At 72.3% G+C, this 19,497-nt stretch carries 17 protein-coding genes; 6 read left to right on the forward strand and 11 right to left on the reverse strand.

Features of this window, described 5'->3' with window-relative positions; genetic code table 11:
* Position 1 precedes the first annotated feature (1 nt).
* The 5 genes from ACIBTX_RS12600 to ACIBTX_RS12620 all read right to left on the reverse strand — a co-directional run bounded on the left by ACIBTX_RS12600 (position 2) and on the right by ACIBTX_RS12620 (position 8,634).
* A complete protein-coding gene (locus tag ACIBTX_RS12600; RefSeq protein WP_396832459.1) occupies positions 2 to 1,411 on the reverse strand; it encodes a class II fumarate hydratase in 1,410 nt (469 codons plus the stop codon).
* A gap of 297 nt (positions 1,412 to 1,708) precedes the next feature.
* Complete coding sequence (locus ACIBTX_RS12605; RefSeq protein WP_396832460.1) at positions 1,709 to 4,687, reverse strand: BTAD domain-containing putative transcriptional regulator; 2,979 nt, start codon at positions 4,685 to 4,687, stop codon at positions 1,709 to 1,711.
* 109 nt (positions 4,688 to 4,796) lie between these two features.
* Positions 4,797 to 6,464: a fumarate hydratase gene (locus ACIBTX_RS12610; protein ID WP_357128735.1), complete on the reverse strand. Its 1,668-nt coding sequence runs from the start codon at positions 6,462 to 6,464 to the stop codon at positions 4,797 to 4,799.
* A gap of 114 nt (positions 6,465 to 6,578) precedes the next feature.
* Complete coding sequence (locus ACIBTX_RS12615) at positions 6,579 to 8,024, reverse strand: PQQ-binding-like beta-propeller repeat protein (RefSeq protein WP_396832461.1); 1,446 nt, start codon at positions 8,022 to 8,024, stop codon at positions 6,579 to 6,581.
* Between the two features lie 103 nt (positions 8,025 to 8,127).
* Positions 8,128 to 8,634, reverse strand: a complete 507-nt coding sequence (locus ACIBTX_RS12620; RefSeq protein WP_357392309.1) for an Lrp/AsnC family transcriptional regulator — start codon at positions 8,632 to 8,634, stop codon at positions 8,128 to 8,130.
* 130 nt (positions 8,635 to 8,764) lie between these two features.
* On the opposite strand from ACIBTX_RS12620, the gene hppD reads away from it, so the two are divergent.
* From hppD to ACIBTX_RS12650, 6 genes are all read left to right on the forward strand, one after another.
* Positions 8,765 to 9,970, forward strand: a complete 1,206-nt coding sequence (gene hppD, locus ACIBTX_RS12625) for a 4-hydroxyphenylpyruvate dioxygenase (RefSeq protein ID WP_355050977.1) — start codon at positions 8,765 to 8,767, stop codon at positions 9,968 to 9,970.
* A gap of 11 nt (positions 9,971 to 9,981) precedes the next feature.
* Entirely contained in the window at positions 9,982 to 10,707 is a 726-nt protein-coding gene (locus ACIBTX_RS12630; protein WP_396832462.1) for an RDD family protein, read from the forward strand.
* Positions 10,708 to 10,744: 37 nt separating this feature from the next.
* On the forward strand, positions 10,745 to 11,770 hold the full coding sequence (locus ACIBTX_RS12635) for an RDD family protein (RefSeq protein WP_396832463.1): 1,026 nt from the start codon (positions 10,745 to 10,747) through the stop codon (positions 11,768 to 11,770).
* Complete coding sequence (gene hisC / locus ACIBTX_RS12640; RefSeq protein ID WP_357128723.1) at positions 11,767 to 12,870, forward strand: histidinol-phosphate transaminase; 1,104 nt, start codon at positions 11,767 to 11,769, stop codon at positions 12,868 to 12,870. Before ACIBTX_RS12635 ends, hisC begins: the two co-directional genes overlap by 4 nt.
* Positions 12,871 to 13,004: 134 nt before the next feature.
* A complete protein-coding gene (locus ACIBTX_RS12645; RefSeq protein WP_357392307.1) occupies positions 13,005 to 13,559 on the forward strand; it encodes a hypothetical protein in 555 nt (184 codons plus the stop codon).
* 127 nt (positions 13,560 to 13,686) lie between these two features.
* Complete coding sequence (locus tag ACIBTX_RS12650; RefSeq protein ID WP_357392306.1) at positions 13,687 to 14,655, forward strand: hypothetical protein; 969 nt, start codon at positions 13,687 to 13,689, stop codon at positions 14,653 to 14,655.
* On the opposite strand, the gene ACIBTX_RS12655 is transcribed toward ACIBTX_RS12650, so the two are convergent.
* From ACIBTX_RS12655 to ACIBTX_RS12680, 6 genes are all read right to left on the reverse strand, one after another.
* Positions 14,615 to 14,965: an LPXTG cell wall anchor domain-containing protein gene (locus ACIBTX_RS12655; protein WP_357128713.1), complete on the reverse strand. Its 351-nt coding sequence runs from the start codon at positions 14,963 to 14,965 to the stop codon at positions 14,615 to 14,617. The two genes, ACIBTX_RS12650 and ACIBTX_RS12655, sit on opposite strands and share 41 nt — an antisense overlap.
* An 89-nt stretch (positions 14,966 to 15,054) precedes the next feature.
* Complete coding sequence (locus tag ACIBTX_RS12660; protein WP_357392305.1) at positions 15,055 to 16,311, reverse strand: PQQ-binding-like beta-propeller repeat protein; 1,257 nt, start codon at positions 16,309 to 16,311, stop codon at positions 15,055 to 15,057.
* 84 nt (positions 16,312 to 16,395) lie between these two features.
* Positions 16,396 to 16,878 carry an SRPBCC family protein gene (locus ACIBTX_RS12665; RefSeq protein ID WP_357392304.1) on the reverse strand — a complete coding sequence of 161 codons (483 nt, stop codon included), beginning with the start codon at positions 16,876 to 16,878 and terminating at the stop codon, positions 16,396 to 16,398.
* Between the two features lie 111 nt (positions 16,879 to 16,989).
* Positions 16,990 to 17,199, reverse strand: coding sequence for a DUF397 domain-containing protein (locus ACIBTX_RS12670; RefSeq protein WP_355050986.1), 210 nt, complete (start codon positions 17,197 to 17,199; stop codon positions 16,990 to 16,992).
* A 155-nt stretch (positions 17,200 to 17,354) separates the two neighbouring features.
* Positions 17,355 to 18,551, reverse strand: coding sequence for a fumarylacetoacetase (gene fahA, locus ACIBTX_RS12675; RefSeq protein WP_396832464.1), 1,197 nt, complete (start codon positions 18,549 to 18,551; stop codon positions 17,355 to 17,357).
* Entirely contained in the window at positions 18,548 to 19,417 is an 870-nt protein-coding gene (locus ACIBTX_RS12680; RefSeq protein WP_396832465.1) for a hypothetical protein, read from the reverse strand. The genes fahA and ACIBTX_RS12680 overlap by 4 nt, the downstream gene beginning before the upstream one ends.
* Positions 19,418 to 19,497: the final 80 nt, after the last annotated feature.

The raw sequence follows: 19,497 nt of genomic DNA on the forward strand, positions 1-19,497 counted from the left end.
GTCAGGGGTGGGTCATCCGGAGCAGGTCGAGCACCTCGTCGAGCTGGGTCTCGGTGAGCTTGCCCGAGTCGACGTGGCCTCGGGCGATCACGACCTCCCGGATGGACGCCTGCTTGGCCAGCGCCTCCTTGGCGATCGAGGCGGCCTCGTCGTACCCGAGGTAGCGGTTCAGCGGGGTGACGATCGACGGCGAGCCCTCGGCGTACGCCAGACAGACCTCGGCGTCCGCGACCAGGCCGGCCACCAGACGGTCGGCGAACAGCCGACTCGCGGCGGCCAGCAGCCGGATCGACTCCAGCAGGTTGCGGCCCATCACCGGGAGCATGACGTTCAGCTCGAAGTCGCCCTGCGAGCCGGCGAACCCGACTGTCGCGTCGTTGCCGATGACCTGGGCGCAGACCTGCCGCATCGCCTCGGCGACCACCGGGTTGACCTTGCCCGGCATGATCGACGAGCCGGGCTGAAGGTCGGGGATGCGCAGCTCCCGCAGGCCGGCCCGGGGGCCGGAGCCCATCCAGCGGATGTCGTTCGCGACCTTGTAGAGGCCCACCGCGATGGTGCGGAGCTGCCCGGAGGTCTCCACCAGGGCGTCGCGGGCGCCCTGCGCCTCGAAGTGGTTACGGGCCTCCGACAGTGGCAGCCCGGTCGACTCGCGCAGCTTGCCGATCACGGCGGCGGCGAAGCCGAGCGGCGTGTTGATCCCGGTGCCCACGGCGGTACCGCCCAACGGCAGTTCGGCCAGCCGGGGCAGCGAGCCCTGCAACCGCTCGATGCCGTAGCGGACCTGGGCGGCGTAACCGCCGAACTCCTGCCCGAGGGTGACCGGCGTGGCGTCCATCAGGTGCGTACGCCCCGCCTTCACCACCGTCTCGAACTCCGCCGCCTTGCCCTCCAACGCCTCGGCGAGGTGGGTCAGCGACGGCAGCAGGTCCTCGGCGATGAACTGGGTGGCCGCCAGGTGGATCGACGACGGGAACACGTCGTTGCTGGACTGGGACGCGTTGACGTGGTCGTTCGGGTGCACCGGTGAGCCCAGCTCCCGGCTCGCCAGGGTCGCGATCACCTCGTTGGCGTTCATGTTGGACGACGTTCCGGAGCCGGTCTGGAAGACGTCGACCGGGAACTGGTCGTCGTACCCACCGTCGGCCACGTGCGCGGCGGCGGCGGCGATCGCGGCGGCCACGTTGGCGTCGATCACGCCCAGCTCGCCGTTGACCTCGGCCGCCGCGCCCTTGATCTGGGCCAGGGCCTTGATCTGGGCGGGTTCGATGCCCCGGCCGGAGATCGGAAAGTTCCGCACCGCGCGCTGGGTCTGCGCCCGCCACAGCGCCTCGGCGGGCACCTCCACCTCGCCCATCGAGTCGCGTTCGATCCGGTAACCGGTCGCCTCTGGAGTCGTCACGCGTACCATCCTGCCGCGCCCGTGGCCGAACCGCAGATGATCCGTCAGCCCAACTCGGCGACCGGCACCAGCCGACCGGCACGCAGCAGCAGCATCGGGAGCACGACGCGGTCCGGTGATAGTGATCTGAGAGCGGATCGAGTGTGGTGCACCGCAGACTTGTTCCAGGTTGGCGGTGACGACATCCGACGGGGGCGGTGCGACCGTCCCACCCCCCAGCGGGCGGGCGTACCGATGTCGGTGGAGGTGCTACCGACGGGCGAGGCGCCAGGCGGAAGCCTGGCGCCTCGTCGCGTCACCCACCGATCAGTGTGGGTCGATGGCGAGCAGTCGCTCCACCTCGTGCCGGTCCGGCACGTCGATCTGCTGGTACAGGGACAGCGCCCGGGTCAGGTGTGCGCGGGCCGCCGCCGGATCGGTCGTCAGCAGGCACCGGCCGATGCCCTCCAGCGCCCGGCCCTGCTCGTAGCGGGCGCCCAACCCGGTCGCGTCGGCGAGCACCCGGCGGTACAGATCGAGGGCACTGGTCACGTCCCCCTGAGCCAGGATGGCCCGGGCCAACAGGTTGCGCGAGCCGCACTGGGCGACGCGGTCACCCACCTCGGTCATCGCGACGAGCGCCGAACGGTGCAGGTCGGCGGCCCGCTCCGGACGGCCGGCCTCGCGCTCTATCATCCCGATCTCGTTCAACACCTCACCCTCACCGAACCGGGCACCCACCTGCCGCTTCAGGCGCAGCGCCGCCCGCAGCAGCCGGCCGGCCGGCCCCACGTCGCCCATCCGGTGCCGGGCCATCCCGAGGTGCCCGACGGCGTTGGCGATGCGGCGCGGCTCGCCGATCTCACGGGCGACGATCAGGTGCTTGCGGGCCGTGAACACCGCCTCGTCGAGCCGACCCCACAGCAGCAGGCTCATCGACAGGTTGTTGAGTTCGTTCGCCAGCGCGTCGTTGTCGGGCATCCGCGTCGCCATCGCCCGGGAAGCCTCGTAGGCATCCCGGGCCCGCTGGAACTCGAAGTTGGCGGCGTACGAGGTGCCCAGATTGACCAGGGTGTTGCGGACTTCGCGACGCAGGCCGAGCCGGCGGAAGATGTCGAGCGACATCTCCATCACCCGGATCGACTCGGGAAAGTCACCCAGCCGGTAGTGGGCCGAGGCGAGATAGTTGAGCAGCGTCGCCTCCGCCCGCTCGTCCCCCAACTCCTCCGCGGCGCGCAGTCCGACGGAGTGCGTCTCGATCAGCTCGTCGAGACGGCCGCTCTCGAACTGGGCGTACCAGCACGCCCTGGTCAACTGCCAGCAGTAGTGCGGGAACCCCTCCGTCTCGGCCAGGCGGACCAGGGCCGGCCACAGGGACACGTTCTCGTCGACCCAGGCTCCGCCCTGCTCGGCGACGATCGCGGCCAGGTCGGCGCGGAGCGGCTCGGCCACCACGAGCTGCGGACGAGAGGCGGAGAGTTCCCGCTTGCGGGCGATCGCGAGGGCGACCTGCAGATGGTGATCGAGGAGTCGCTCGACGCCATCCCGGCGCTCCACCGCCCGGTCCGGATCGGCCATCAAGGTCCGGGCGTACTCGCGGACGAGGTCGTGCAACCGGTACCGACCCGGCTGCACCTCCTCCACCAGGTGCGCGTCGACCAGCTCGTCCAGCAGATCCTGCGCGCCGGGAAGGGACAACTCGGCGAGGACGGCGGCGACCGAGGTGTCGAACCGTACCCCCGGGTGCAGGCCCAGCAGCCGGAACGCACGCTGCGCCGACGGCGACACCTGGGCGTACGACAGAGCGAAGGCCCGGCCCACGGACCGTTCGCCCGCCTCGAGCTCGGCCAGCGGGTCGGGTCGACTCGACAGCCGCTCCGCGAGGTCGGCGATGCGCCAGCGGGGCCGATGCGCCAGGCGAGCGCCGGCCAGCCGGATCGCCAGTGGCAGGTGACCGCAGCGCCGCACCATCTCGGCTGCCGCCTCCGGCTCGGCGGCAACCCGGTCGGAGCCGACCACATGCCCGAGCAGTTCGACCGCCTCGTCCCGGTCGAGCACCGGCAACGACAAGGGCCGTCCCTCGTCCACGCCGACCAGCCGGCGACGGCTGGTGACCAGGACCAGGCAGTGCGAGCCGTTGGGCAGCAGCGGTGTCACCTGGCCAGCGGTGGCGGCGTTGTCCAGCACCAGCAGGGCCCGCCGACCGGCCAGCTCGGTGCGCCACAGCGCCAACCGGTCGTCCTGGCTCGTCGGCACCCGGTCGGCGGGAACACCGAGCTGCCGTAGCAGGGTTGCCACCGCCGCCGACGGCGTCAACGGGGTGCGCTCGCTGTGCCCGTGCAGGTCGATGTAGAGCTGAGCGTCCGGATAGCTCTCCGCGAGGACAGTCGCGACGTGCACCGCCAGCGTGGTCTTGCCGCTGCCCGCCATGCCGTCGATGAGCTGGATCCGCGCACCGGCCTCCACATCCTTCAGCAGACGCGCCAGCGTCTGCTGCCGGCCGGTGAAGTCGCCGATCGCCCGGGGCAGCGAGCGCACCGGCGCCACCGACCGGACCTCCCGGCCGGCCAGCGCGAGGTCACCGGCCAGCACCCGCTGGTGCAACTCCTGCAGAGCGACACCCGGTTCGAGGCCCAACTCGTCGGCGTAGAACCGACGGCCCTCCCGGTAGACCGCCAGCGCGTCGGCCTGCCGACCCACCGACGAGAGCGCGAGCATCAGTTGCCCCCGCAGCCGATCCCGCGACGGATACACCTCGACGCTCTCGGTCAACTCCTCAATCAGCTCGGCGGCCCCCCCGAGGCGCAGCTCGACGTCGACGCACTCCTCCAGCACCGTGAGGCGCTGCTCGTCCAGCGTCTGCGCCCGGCGACGGACACTACGGCTGGCGATGCCAGCCAGCGCCGGGCCCCGCCACAGCGCCAGCGCCGCCCGGTAGTGCGTACGGGCGTCGACCAGACGACCGGCCGCGCCCGCCGCCCGAGCCACCTCCACCCCCCGGGTGAACAGGTTCGCGTCCAGGTCGGCGGGCTCGATACGCACGCCGTAACCGGCGGGATCGGTGACGATGGTCCCCGGGGTGAATCCCAGCTCGGTGAGGCGACGCCGCAGCCGCGACACACACGTCTGCAACTGGGCACGGGCGGTAGCCGGAGGATTTTCCTCCCAGACCGCGTCGACCAGCTCGTCGACCGGCACCAGCCGGCCCGCACGCAGCAGCAGCATCGCGAGCACGACCCGGTCCCGACCTGCCGTGACGGTGGACCCACCACCGACACGCAGAGACCCCAGGATCCCGAACCGCATCTACTCCCCCGCGTCGATCACACAACCAACCAGCAGAGTAGTCCGACGATCACAGCTCGACGCAGGCCGACCGCCGACGTGAGAGGCGCCTCCTCGCGGGACGGAGCGGTCAGCGGCGGCCGATGGTGAGCACCGGCTTGGTGACCTCGGCGAAGAAGTCGTTGCCCTTGTCGTCGACCACGATGAAGGCGGGGAAGTCCTCCACCTCGATCTTCCAGACGGCCTCCATGCCCAGCTCGGGGTATTCGAGCACCTCGACGTGCTTGATGCAGTCCTGGGCGAGGCGGGCCGCCGGACCGCCGATCGAGCCGAGGTAGAAGCCGCCGTACTGCTGGCAGGCGCGGGTCACCTGACCCGACCGGTTGCCCTTGGCCAGCATCACCTGCGAGCCGCCGGCGGCCTGGAACTTCTCCACGTACGCGTCCATCCGGCCGGCCGTGGTCGGGCCGAACGAGCCCGACGCGTACCCCTCGGGCGTCTTCGCCGGGCCGGCGTAGTAGACGGCGTGGTCGCGCAGGTACTGCGGCATCGGTTCACCGGCGTCCAGCCGCTCGGCGATCTTGGCGTGGGCGATGTCCCGGGCCACGACGAGCGGGCCGGACAACGACAGGCGGGTCTTCACCGGGTACTTGGACAGCTCGGCGCGGATCTCGTCCATCGGCCGGTTGAGGTCGACCCGGACGACCATCTCGGCGTCGAGCGCATCGTCGGTGACCTCGGGCAGGAACCGCGCCGGGTCGGTTTCGAGGCGCTCCAGCCACACGCCCGACGGGGTGATCTTGGCGACCGCCTGTCGGTCCGCCGAGCAGGAGACCGCGATCGCCACCGGGCACGACGCGCCGTGCCGGGGCAGCCGCACCACCCGTACGTCGTGGCAGAAGTAGCGCCCACCGAACTGCGCGCCGATGCCGAAGTTGCGGGTCAGCTCCAGCACCTGGGCCTCCAGCTCCAGGTCGCGGAAGCCGTGGGCGCTCATCGAGCCCTGCGTCGGCAGGGCGTCCAGGTACTTCGCGGAGGCGTACTTCGCGGTCTTCAACGCGTACTCGGCGGAGGTGCCGCCGATGACGATGGCCAGGTGGTACGGCGGGCAGGCGGCGGTGCCGATCAGCCGCAGCTTCTCCTCCAGGAACTGCATCATCCGCGTCGGATTGAGCAGCGCCTTCGTCTCCTGGTAGAGGTACGACTTGTTGGCCGAGCCGCCGCCCTTGGCCATGAAGAGGAACTTGTACGCGTCCGGGTGCCCGTCCGGGTCCTCGGCGTACAGCTCCACCTGGGCCGGCAGGTTGCTGCCGGTGTTCCGCTCGTCCCACATGGTCAGCGGGGCGAGCTGGGAGTAGCGCAGGTTGAGCCTCGTGTACGCCTGGTAGACGCCCCGGGAGATGGCCTCGGCGTCCGCGCCATCGGTCAGCACGTGCCGGCCACGCTTGCCCATCACGATCGCCGTGCCGGTGTCCTGGCACATCGGCAGCACCCCGCCGGCGGCGATGTTGGCGTTGCGCAGCAGGTCCAGCGCGACGAACCGGTCGTTCGACGACGCGGCCGGGTCGTCGATGATCGCCCGGAGCTGCGCCAGGTGCCCGGGGCGCAGGAAGTGCGCGATGTCGTGCATCGCCTCGGCGGTCAGCGCGGTCAGCGCGGCCGGCTCCACGGTGAGGAAACGACGACCCCCCGGGCCGTGCACGACGTCCACGCCCTCGTCGGTGACCAGGCGATATTCCGTCTGGTCGGGGCCGGTCGGCAGCAGGGGGGCGTACGAGAATGCGGCGGCACTGCTCATGAGCGGCAAGCCTAGGGCAGACCGGTCGATCATTCCCACCCGCCGGGCTGGGTCTGGGACGCCGCTCTCATCCGCCGAGGTCGGCAGCGCTCAGCGCCCCGAAATCCCACCCGCTCAGCCGTCCTTGCCGCCGTCCGGTTCGGTGCACAACTCACCCTTGGGACCGCAGTCGCCGTTGCCGTCACCCGGCCCCGGGCGGGTGCCGCCCGGGCCGGGGTTGCCGCCGTCGCCGGGCTGCGGGACGGGGGCGCCGGGCGTGGCGCCGAAGCGGACGTACCCGATCTCCCGACCCTCGCCGATGATCATGCCCTGCGAGCCGACGGCGAGTGCGTTCGCCGAGGTACGCAGGACGGCCAGCTCCCGCCCGGTGCGCGGGTCGAGGGCGACCAGCCGCGACGGCTTCTCGTCCGCGAGCACCGCCGCGTACGGGGTGAGCGCCGCGCCCGCCTTGGCGCTGGCCGGCCTGGTCCACCGCACCTTGTCGGCGCCGAGTTCCCGGGACACCACCGAGCGCTTGTCGGCGGAGCGGAACACCGCGTAGCGGTCGTCGACGGCGACGAGCTTGGTGCTGGCCTCGCCGACCCAGAGCAGCCGTCCGTCGTACCCGTCGATGACCGCCTCGCGGCCGTCCGGGCCGACGCCGATCAGCACGTTCCGCGCGCCCTGCGGGTCCTCGCGCTGGACGCAGCCGGCGGTGTCGGCGGTGCGCAGGTTGACCCCGGCCCGCTGCCACGCCTCCTGCCCGGTCGCCGGGTCCCGCGCGGAGATGGCGAAGTAGCAGGTGCCGTCCTGGGAGCGGGCGGCGATCCGCAGCATCCGGCCGCCCACCACCGACAGCCGCTCGTCCCGGCCGGGCTCGACGTTCTGCAGCACGCGACCGGTGGCGGTGTCGACGACGTGCACCCGGCCGTCGACCGGGAAGCCGAGCAGCGGAGGTGCCGCCTCGGCCCCGGCCACTCCGTCGTCGATGCGGGTGGCGGCGAGCCGGCGTGTGCCGCGCAGGCCGGGGTTGTCGGCGAGCAGGCCGCTGTGCACCCCGGGCAGGAAGGCCGTCCACAGTGGCTTGGTGCCGCGCGGGTCCCACGCGCTCAGCGTGCAGTCGGTGGCGTCCGTGCAGCGGGCGTCCAGCAGCAGGTTCCGGTACGTCCAGACGGCCACCGCGTCGTCGTCGCGCCGTCGGACCGCCCCGGTGGTCGGGTCGAGCAGTTCGTACCCCTTGACCAGGAGCTTGCCCACGGCGACGACCGGATCGCGGTCGCCACCCGCGACCGCCGACCAGTCCGCTTTGCGTTCCCAGAGCTGGGCGCCGGTGGCCAGGCTGCGGGCCTCCACCCGGGTACGCTGCTCGACCACGACGGTGTCGCCGGCGATGGTCACGCTGCGCGGGGTGCCGCCGACCCGCTGCTGCCAGACCACGTCCGGCTCGGAGATGGGCTCGCTGCGGTCCACCCAGTCCCAGATACCGGGGAACGGGTTCCAGACGCCGGTGGCGGCGAGGGCGACGACCACGGCGAGGCCCGCCAGCAGCCCGACGCGCACGCTCCCCTTCGCCACCCGCACACCGTAGCCACGATCACGGATCTTCCGTACGCCCGCGCCGCCGTGTCGCCGCGCTTTCTGCGCCGGAAGGTGTTAACGGGGTGCCCTTCCTCTACCGCAAGCGTTAGGAAGGTGCCCTTCCTTCAGCTCGGACGGCGCTGCGGATCAACGGCAGCGTGCGGTAGGGGATCTGCTCCGCCAACGCGATGATCGTCGACGCGCGGGTGATGCCGGCGAACGAGACGATCTGGTCGATCACCCGTTGCAGGTCCGTGTTGGAGCGGGCCACGATCCGGCAGAGCAGGTCGCTGGAGCCGGTGATGGTGTGCGCCTCCAACACCTCGGGGATCGCCGCCAGGTGGGCGGTGACCGGGTCGTGGCCCTGCCGTTGGCTGATCTCCAACGTGACGAAGCTGGTCACGCCGAAGCCGATCGCGGCCGGCGAGATCTCCGGACCGAAGCCCCGGATGACACCCCGCTCGACGAGCTTGTCCAGCCGGGCCTGCACGGTGCCCCGGGCCACGCCGAGCCGCCGCGAGCACTCCAGCACCCCGATCCGCGGCTCCTCGGCGAGCAGTTCGACCAACCGGACATCGAGCGCGTCGAGCTGTACAGCCTGCCCACCATTCATGGGTTCAGACCATACCGAATGCGCAACCTGACCAGCCTTTACGTTGACAGTTGCCCACTCGATGCCCGTCCCGCGATCCTTCGGTCAAGAACCGGCCCACGAGGCCGGCCGGTACGCGAGGGAGGCCACCATGACCCAGGCGATCGACCGACCCCAGTCGACCGAGGACGTCGACATCGACCGGCTCGTCGGCGCTGTCGACCACGACATCAGCCACGACCCGTTCCCCGTCCGTGGGCTCGACCACGTGCACTTCCTGGTCGGCAACGCCAAGCAGGCCGCGCACTACTACTCCACCGCGTTCGGGATGACCTGCGTCGCGTACCGGGGCCCGGAGCAGGGTTACCGCGACCACGCCCAGTACGTGCTGACCAGCGGCTCGGCCCGGTTCGTGCTGACCGGCGCGGTGCGCCCGGACGCCGACGGCGCGGAGCACGTGGCGAAGCACAGCGACGGCATCAGCGACATCGCGCTCGAGGTGCCGAACGTCGACGCCGCGTACGCGCACGCCGTCGGCCAGGGCGCCACCGGCGTCGTCGAGCCGCACGACGTGACCGACGAGAACGGCACCGTCCGGATGGCCTCCATCGCCGCGTACGGCGACACCCGGCACACGCTCGTCGACCGGTCCCGCTACCGCGGCCCGTTCCTGCCCGGCTTCGTGGCGCGCGGCCCGATCGTCGACCGGCAGCCCATGATCGACGCCGGCATCCAGCCGAAGCGGTTCTTCCAGGCCGTCGACCACGTGGTCGGCAACGTGGAGCTGGGCCGGATGGACGAGTGGGTGGAGTTCTACAAGCGGGTGATGGGCTTCTCCAACATGGCGGAGTTCGTCGGCGACGACATCGCCACCGACTACTCGGCGCTGATGAGCAAGGTCGTCGCGAACGGCACCCGCAAGGTGAAGTTCCCGCTCAACGAGCCGGCCATCGCCCGCAAGAAGTCGCAGATCGACGAGTACCTGGAGTTCTACCAGGGCCCCGGCGCCCAGCACATCGCCGTCGCCACCAACGACATCGTGGCCAGCGTCGACGCGATGCGCGCCGCCGGCGTGGAGTTCCTGGACACCCCCGACTCGTACTACGACGACCCGGAGCTGCGGGAGCGGATCGGCAACGTGCGGGTGCCGATCGAGCAGCTCAAGGAGCGCAAGATCCTGGTCGACCGGGACGAGGACGGCTACCTGCTCCAGATCTTCACCAAGCCGGTGCAGGACCGCCCGACCGTCTTCTTCGAGCTGATCGAGCGGCACGGCTCGCTGGGCTTCGGCAAGGGCAACTTCAAGGCGCTCTTCCAGGCCATCGAGCGGGAGCAGGAAGCGCGCGGCAACCTGTAACACTGTCGAACGTGACGCAGCCTCCGTCGTACCCGACGCCGCCGGCCGGTGGGCCTCCGCCCGCCGCCGGCGGCGTCGCGCCATCGCCCGGCCCACACCCCCAGGGATACGGCGTGCCGCCGCACCAGCCCCCACCCGGGTACGGCGTGCCGCCGCACCAGCCCCCACCCGGGTACGGCGTGCCGCACTGGCCGGTCGCCCAGCCCGCGCTCAGCCCGGCCGGCCAGCCGCTGGCGAGCTTCGGTGACCGGCTGCTGGCCTGGCTCATCGACGGGGCACTGGCGAGTGTCGTGTCGATGGTGCTGTTCCTGCCGGTCTTCCTGGTCCTCTGGTGGCAGATGTTCAGCGAGATGACCCGGACCAACCCGGACGGCACTCTCGTGGAGCCCGACCCGGCCACCGTCTTCACCGACTTCTTCCTGCCGCTGCTGCTGGCGGAGCTCGGCGTCTTCGTCGTGCTGCTCGGGCTCTACTGGCTCTACCACGTGGAGTACCTCAAGCGTGGCGGCCAGACGCTCGGCAAGAAGATCATGAAGCTGCGCGTGGTGCCGCTCGATCCGAACCGCACGCTGGACCGGCGGATGGCCGGCCGCCGGTGGCTCGTGCAGTACCTGGCCTGCTCGCTGGTCCCCGGCCTGAGCTACGTCGACGGCTTCTGGCAGCTCTGGGACAAGCCCTGGCAGCAGTGCCTCCACGACAAGTTCGCCGCGACGGTCGTCGTTAAGGTTGCCTCGTGAGCGAGCGAACCAGCAGGTACGGCAGCGGAGCGTCGGCGTGAGTGTGGAGCCCGGCTGGTACGTCGACCCCGCCGACCGCGAGACCCGTCGTTACTGGGACGGCGAGGGTTGGCTCGGCGCGGCCATCCCTGTCGACGCGACCCCGCCCGACGGACCGCCCCCACCCGAGCCGCCGCCCGTACCGGTCACCCCGGCCGGCTCTCCCTCGGCGGAGACCCCGCCGGGCTGGCCGCCGCAATCCGGCCAGCCAGCGCACCCGGGACCCGGCCCGCAGTCCGTCCCGCCTCCGGGTTGGGGTCCGCAGGGCGGTCCGCCTCCCGGCTGGGGTCCGCAGGGCGGTCCGCCTCCCGGCTGGGGCCCACAGGGCGGTCCCGCCGGTTGGAGCCCGCAGGGCACCCCGCCCGGTTGGAGCCCGCAGAGCGTGCTGCCCGGCTGGGGTCCCGGCTGGCCCGGCCGTCCACCGGAGCCGCGCCCGCACGGGCTCAGGTTGGCCGGTTACGGCCGGCGGCTGGTCGCCCGTTTGATCGACTTCGCTGTCGTCTTCGCGCTGAACGTGCTCGTCAACGGCTGGTTCGTCTGGCGGTGGCTGGAAGAGCTGACGCCGTACTGGCGGGAGGCGTTCCGGCGTGGGATGGAGGGCAACACCTCCCGCGAGGGACTGCCGCCGATCAGCGAACAGGCCGGGCTCCTCCAGGTGGCGATCGTGGTGATCGCCACCGCGCTGTGGCTGGCGTACGAGGTGCCCGCCATGGCCGGCAACGGGCAGACCATCGGCAAGCGGGTGATGCGTATCCGCGCCGTCCCCATCGAGGCCGACCAGCCGTTGGGCTTCGGCCGGGCGCTGCGCCGATGGACGACGCTGGGCATGTCCACCCTGCTCTGGCCCTGCTTCGGGATCGGTCTGCTGGTCCAGCTCATCGACTCCGTGTCGCCGCTCGTCGACCACCCGCTGCGCCGCGCGTTGCACGACCGGGGCGCGCTGACGGTGGTCGTCGAGGTTCCCGCCACCACCGGTCCCCCCGCCTCCGACGATCACCCTCAGCCCTCGGGAGACACCCCATGACCGACTCCGGACGTCACCAGCCGGCGGTGCGACTGACCCGCGCCGACCTGGACGCGCTGCCCAGCTACGTCCCCGGGCGCAGCCCCGCCGACCTGGCCCGCGAACTGGGTCTGCCGGAGGCCATCAAGCTCGCCAGCAACGAGGTGCCGTACGGGCCGCTGCCGGGCGTGGTCGAGGCGGTCACCGAGGCGGTCAGCGGCTCGCACCGGTACCCGGACATGGGCGTTGTCGCGCTGCGCGACGCGTTGGCCCAGCGGTACGGCGTGGACGCCGACCGGATCGCCACGGGCTGCGGGTCGGTAGCGCTCGCCGAGCACCTGGTGCGGGCCACCTGCCTGCCGGGTGACGAGGTGCTGTACGCGTGGCGGTCGTTCGAGGCGTACCCGATCATCGCGGCGACCAGCGGCGCGACCAGCGTGCGGGTCGCCAACGACGCCGGGCACGGGCACGACCTGGCGGCCATGGCGGCGGCCGTGACCGACCGGACCCGGATGATCCTGGTCTGCAACCCGAACAACCCGACCGGCACGGCCGTCCGCCGGGCCGAGCTGGACCGGTTCCTCGACTCGGTGCCGGACGACGTGCTGGTGGTCATCGACGAGGCGTACCGGGAGTTCGTCACGGACCCCGAGGTGCCGGACGGCCTGGACTACCTCGGTCGGCCGAACGTGGCGGTGCTGCGCACCCTGTCCAAGGCGTGGGGCCTCGCCGGGCTGCGGATCGGCTGGCTGGTCGCGCAGCCGGCGGTGGCGGCGGCGGTCCGCAAGGTGGTGACGCCGTTCTCCACGAGCACTGCGGCCCAGGCCGGCGCGCTCGCGGCGCTGGCGCAGGCCGACGAGATGGAGCGCCGGTGCGCGCTGGTCGTCGCCGAGCGGGACCGGGTCACCGAGGCGCTGCGCAAGTTCGTGCCCGACGTTCCGACCAGCCAGGCGAACTTCGTCTGGCTGCCGCTGGGCGACCGGGCCGTGGCGTTCGGCAAGGCGTGCGAGTCGCGCGGGGTGATCGTGCGGCCGTTCGCCGGGGACGGCGTCCGGGTCACCATCGGCACCCCGACCGAGAACGACGCGTTCCTGGCCGCCGCGGAGGCGGCGCTGACCTGAGCGAACGCGGTATGACCAACCGGTGACATAAGAGCTGTTTGTCTGGTTTTGCACGGTATTTGCCCTATCTTCCGAAGTAGCCGGCGCGGCGCGGACCCGTGCCGGCTCACTTCGAGAAAACGGGGTAACGAACAGTGCGTACTGCCAAGATCTGCCTCGCCGGAGCAGCCGCGGTGGCGGCGGTCGGCTTCCTCGCGGCACCCGCCGCCGCGGCACCCACCGACACCACGACCACCACCTTCGAGGTGCTCGCCGGCACCCTCGACATCGACGCGCCGGCCACCGCCGACCTGGGCACCGGCGCACCCGGTGGCACCATCACCGGCCAGCTCGGCACGGTGACCGTCACCGACTCCCGGGGCTCCGCCGACGCCTCCTGGGTCGCCTCGGTGACGGCGACGGTCTTCCAGACCGGCGGCGGCTCGCCGCCCGAGACGGTTCTGCCGTCCGAGATCGACTACTGGTCCGGTCCGGCGACCGCGACCACCGGCGACGGCACCTTCACCCCGGGGCAGGTCACCGCCGGGGACGCCGCGCCACTGGACAGCACCACCCCACTCACGGCCTTCACCCACACGGGTGGCACGGGCGGCAACACCGCCGCCTGGAACCCCACCCTGGTGGTCAACGTCCCGCTGGACAGCATCGCGGGCGTCTACACCGGCACGGTGACACATTCGGTGGCGTGACCGCCGGGGGCGGTCGACCATCGCGGTCGCGCTCGCCCTGTTCTGCCTCGCCGGTCCGGGTCTGTCGACCCGGGCCGGCGCGGCCGAGCCGGACGCGGGGTCGGACGAGGGCAGCATCGGGATCCGGTTGCTGGAGGCCCCGACCGACCGCCGCGACGACCCGCGGGCACTGCGCTACATCGTCGACCACCTACCGCCGGGCACCACCATCAACCGGCAACTGCTGATCGTGAACCGGACCGGCGAGCCGCGCCGCGTCGACGTGTACCCCGCGGCAGCGACTCTGGAGGGTTCGGCCTTCACATTCGGGGAGGGCAGGGCGGCCAGCGAGCTGACGTCCTGGACCACGGTCGACCGCGACACCGTGGAGTTGGAGCCGTGGGGCGAGGCACGGGTCCGGGCGACCGTCACCGTGCCGACGGCCGCCCCCCGGGGCGAGCGGTACGGCGTCATCTGGGCGTCCACCACCTCAAAGCCCCGGGCGAGCGGCCAAGTCACCCAGATCCACCGGGTCGGTGTTCGGATGTACCTCGACATCGGCCCGGGTGGCGAACCGGCCTCGGACTTCACGATCGGCGACGTGCGCCCGGCCCGCGGTCCTGAGGGCGTGCCCACGGTGACGGTCCAGGTCACCAACACCGGCGGCCGGGCCATCGACCTGACCGGCACGGTCAGCCTGAGCGACGGGCCGGCCGGCAGTCGAGCCGGGCCGTTCCCGGTCGGGAAGGGCGTCACGCTGCCCCCGGGCGGCTCGGGACTGGTCGTCGCCCAGTTCCCCACCGAGCTGCCCAACGGCCGCTGGAAGGCCGAGGTGAACCTGGAGAGCGGGCTGGTGAAGCGGAGCCTGACCGCGCAGATCGAGTTCCCCGACCCCGCTGCGGCCGGCCGCAAGGGCAGCGTCGTGTCCCGCCTGCGCTCTCCCTGGGCGGTGGGAGTTGTCGTCGCGGCGCTGCTGCTGACGACCGGTCTCGCCGTGCTCGTGCGCCGCCGCTCCCGCCGGACCCCTGCCGCCGCGCACCGCGAACACGTTCCGGCCGACCGGCAGGCGGGCCACGTCAGCTCGGTCGGCGGCGACGGGCGGCCAGCCAACCGATGACCACCAGCGTCATCCCCACGGCGACGAGGAGCAGAATCGACCCGTTCGGGCCGGTGACCGGCAGGTTCCCACCGTGGCTGGGCGTCGGGGTGGGCTGCCGGGTCGGCGGGGGCGTGGTCGGGGTGATGGTCGGCGATGCCGGCACCACCTCGAAGGTGACACCGGTGTCGTCCGACGGCGCCACCCGCACCGCGGCAACCGCGCCTGCCGGCGGCCCGCCCGGCAGGAGCGCCGATGGCACCGTGCTCACGAGTCCGGTGGCAGCGGCGAGCACACCACCGACCAACCACCTGGTTGCCCTGCTGGCCATGTCGACCCCTCCCACCCCGAAACCTGAACCGTGAGAAAAGTACCTTTTCCGGACAGATGTGGTGAAAGATTCGGAACCCGGTGCCCCGATCAGGTGGCGGCCAGGATCACCGCCTCCGAGGTCAGGTAGTAGCGCTGGTCGTCGCCGTCCGGATCGACCGGCTCGCGCAGCCGCTCCATCGCGACGTAGCCGGCCTCGGCCCAGACCGCCCCGGGCGTCCAGCCCGTGCCGTCCGAGCCGACGTTGAGCGTGCTGCGGGACAGCAGACGCCCGGTCGCCGGGTCGAGCGTCACCAGGTCGTTCCCCTCGGTCAGCAGATGCACCCGGCCGGGCTGGGCGGCGAGCACCCGCGCCGGGCCCAGGCCCGCAGAACGCCACAGCTCGGCACCCGTACGCGCCGACCGACCCACCGCTACCCCGTCGACGACACCGACAGCCTGTTCGCCGACCACGACGACGCCGGCCGGGTCCAACGCGGGCGCGGCCACCGGCTCGCCACCGCCCAACGCCCAACCCCGGCCACCGGCGTCACCCGGACCCGCCGTGCGTAGGGCCAGACACCCCGACCGGCCGGTACGACATCCGAGCGGGGTGACCACCAGGTGATCCGGGTCGCCCGGGGGTCGCCAGCGCTCGCCCACCAGGCCCGTCGCGGCGTCCCGGAACTCGATCGTGGCCGGGCCGGAGCAGGTGTCCAGTCCGATCAACTGCCCGGTCGCCGTGGTGCCGACGTCGCTGCGGCAGTCGCCGGGCAGGTCGGTCCGCCACAGCTCCCGACCGCTGGACACCTCCACACCGCTCGCCCGCCCGTTCCCGGTGACCGTCAGCACGGTCCGGCCGTCCGGGAGGTCGGTGAAAAGGAGCCCGCTGGGGTTCCAGACGATGGCGGCACCGGTGCGCCGGACCACCGCCGTGCTCGCAACGGGCACCGGCCCGTCGGCCCGCCAGCGGACCCGCCCGGTGGACGCGTCGAGCGCGACCAGCCGGCCGTCCGACCAGCGGCTGACCACGATGGTGCCGCTCGCCACCACCCCGGTCAGCTCCGCCGGCCACCGCCGGTACGACCAGTAGGGGGTGGTGCGGTGCCGCCAGTCGACCGGCCGGTCGGCGTAGACCTGGCGGTGGGCGGCGTACACCCGCAGCCGCCCGTCCACGATCAACGGGGCGACCGGGAGACGGCCGATCACACCGGCCGCGGGTTGGGGCGTCGCCGGATAGTCCGCTCGGGCGGGCGTACTCACCTCGGCCGGCGCGAGCACCCGGTGGACGACGACCGCGACGGCCGCCACGGCGAGTAGCACCGCCACCGCCAGCACGAGCCGTCGCCGGCCCCTCGGGAACCCCATGCCGCACCTCCGCCCGGCACCCTACCCAGCGCACTGGGTCAGAGCCCGGTCAGGTTGTACGGGTCAAGCTCCGGGCACGTGCGCTCAGGCCGCTTCGAGCGAGCCGGCGGCGCGAGCAGCGACGGCCAGGTCGGCGAGGTCACGCCGGAGCGCCACCTCGACCGCACGGGCGGCGAGGCCACCGAGCAGCAGGGCCACCACCCGCCCGTACGGATCGGTCGGCACCGCCTCCTGGGTGACGGTGACCGCGGTGCGCGGGCCGCGACGTCGCCGGGCCGGACGCAGACGCCAGGTGATCCGGTAGTCCGCACCGGCGCCGGAGGAGCAGAGCACCAGCCGCTGGGGTGCGAGCGCCTCCACCACCAGGAACTCCTCGGTGAGGGTGCCGCCGCCCGGCTGGGCGCGCTCGGCACGCCAGGCGGTGCCCGGCCCGAACGGGCCCGGGGTCAGCACCTCGACCGGGCCGGCCCCGGTCAGTCGGGCGGCCCGGTCGGACAGGTCGGTCAGCAGGCACCAGACATCGACGGCGTCCGCCTCGATGAAACCGGTAACCGCGACCGTCGACATGCCACCCTCCCGTGCCACCGACGGTACGCGCGGTGCGGGCCGGACGAGGCCCCCGGACGGAATTTCCACCACCCGGAGGCCACGTTGTCCGTTCCGCCGGTGCGACACCGCTCAGCGTTCGAAGCGACCGGACCTGATCGCCCCGACGAACGCTGTCCATCCCGGCGGGCTGACGGCCAGTGTGGGGCCGCTCTGGTCCTTGGAGTCGCGGACCGCGACCAGGCCGATCACGTCGACCAGGTTGTCCGCCACCTCCACGCAGAGTCCCTGGTCGTTGGACCGGCTGCTGGTGCGCCAGAGCGCTCCGGTGAGATCGTGCATCGTTGTTACCTCCGTGTGCGTCGGGACGCCCCACCACTGGACAGGGGGTGGCGGGGCGACTGATCCGCGTGATCAACGGGGTAACCGGGGTGTGGTTATCGCACAGACGGTGCGACCATGAGTCTCGTCGATGAGACGGCCCGGCGGCGGGTGCCTCAGCGGGCCGGCTGGACCGTTCCGGTGACCTCGCCCAGGGCGATGGTGGTGCCGTCCAACCCGGGCGCGGTGGCGGTGATGGTGACGGTGTCGCCGTCGGCGAGGAAGGTACGGCTCTCGGCGCCGACCTTGGCCGGCTCGGCCCCGCCCCAGGTCAGTTCCAGGAACGAGCCGACCTGGGAGCGCTCGGGGCCGGAGACGGTGCCCGAGGCGTACAGGTCGCCGGTGCGCAGGGACGCGCCGTTGACGGTCAGGTGCGCCAACTGCTGGGCCGGCGTCCAGTACATGCCGGCGAACGGCGGTTCGCTGACCCGTTCGCCGTTCCACTCGACCGACAGCCGCAGGTCGAGCCCCAGGTGCGGGACGTCGCGCAGGTAGTCGACGACCGGCGGGTCCTGATCCGGAGCCGGCACGAAGGCGTCGGCCAACGCTTCCAACGGCGTCACCCAGGCCGAGACCGAGGTGGCGAAGGACTTGCCGAGGAACGGGCCGAGCGGCTGATACTCCCAGGCCTGGATATCGCGGGCCGACCAGTCGTTGACCAGCACCACCCCGAAGACGTGATCGGCGAAGTCCGCCACCGGGACCCGGTCGCCCAACGCGCTGGGCACACCCACCACGAAGCCGACCTCGGCCTCGATGTCGAGGCGTACCGACGGGCCGGTCACCGGACCCTCGGCGGACGCCCGCTGCCCGGTGGGCCGGACCACCGGCGTGCCGGAGACCACGACGGTCCCGGCGCGGCCGTGGTAGCCGATCGGCAGGTGCTTCCAGTTGGGCAGCAGCGGCGGCTGACCCGGGCGGAAGATCTGCCCGACGTTCGACGCGTGGTGCTCCGAGGAGTAGAAGTCGACGTAGTCGGCCACCTCGAAGGGGAGCAGCATCTCCACGTCGGCCAGGGGCACCAGCAGCGGCTCGACCGCCGGGCGGTGCGCCGGGTCGGTGAGCAGCTCCACGATCCGCTGGCGGACCACCGTCCACTGCGGACGCCCGAGCGCCATGAAGTCGTTGAGGGTGGGCCGGCCCAGCGCGCCGGCGGCCAGCACCAGCCCGGCGGCCTCCGCCCCGGTCAGGTCGAACACCCACGAGGAGATGCGTACGCCGATCCGCGGCCCGTCCCCGCCGGAGGAGAACACCCCGTACGGCAGGTTCGTCACGCCGTACGGCGAACCGTCAACGCCGCTCACCCAGGTCATGCGTCGTAGCCCCCGTTCACCAGCGCCAGCCGGATCAGATCGGTAAGTGGTTCCAGGATGCTGCACGAGCCGAAGCCGACCCAGAGCGGGCGCGGCGCGTCCAGCCGTCCGTTGACGCGTTCGAGCAGCGGACGTGGATCGAGGGCGGCCAGCAGCTCGGCGATCACGCGCACGCTCTCCCCGTCGGCGGCGGCGAGCGTCGCGGCCAGCACGTTGGCGTAGCCGTGGTGGGTGAACCCGGTCTCCGGGTCGAGGTGCCGCACCGCCTGGTGCAGTCCGGCGGTGAGCTTGAACGGCAGCGCGCGGTCGCGGCAGGCGCAGAGCACCGCCGCCAGCTCGGCCGGGGTGGGGAACAGTTCGGCGGCGAGGCCGCCGGTGCGGAACTTGGCGGCGATCGGCACGCCGTCGGCGCGGGCGGTGGCGAGGGCATCCAGGGCGCCCATCAGGCCGAAGGTCAGCGGCAGCTCGGCGTAGACGGCCTCGACGCCCGGCAGGGTCTCGGTCAGCCGCAGCAGTTCGGCGACGCCGGGCAGCGGGTCCTCGCCCCGCTTGGCGACGGCCACCTCCACCTGGCGGGCCGTGACGCCGTCGGGTGGCAGGAACGAGAGCGCGAAGGGCAGGCGGGCGATCCCGGTGTCACCGATCAGCCCGATCACCAGGCCCTCACGCTGATCGACGAGACCGCTCAGGTCGCCGGTCACGACGGTCGAGGCGGGGACGAGCAGCGGGCCGACCAGATCCGCGTACCAGGCGGCGCGGTGCTGGCGGTGCGCCTTCAGAGCGTCGGGCAGCGTGGCGCTGCCCGGAGGGAAGACGGCGGCGTCGTCCACCAGGCCGTCGAGGAGCGCGGGCACCTGCGTTGACACGGAACAAGAATCTACGGGACGCTACAAGGAACGGACAACAGCGTCCGATTATCGGACGCCTTCGGCCGGTGAACGGGATA

Source organism: Micromonospora sp. NPDC049359 (assembly GCF_044466585.1).
GTDB lineage: Bacteria > Actinomycetota > Actinomycetes > Mycobacteriales > Micromonosporaceae > Micromonospora.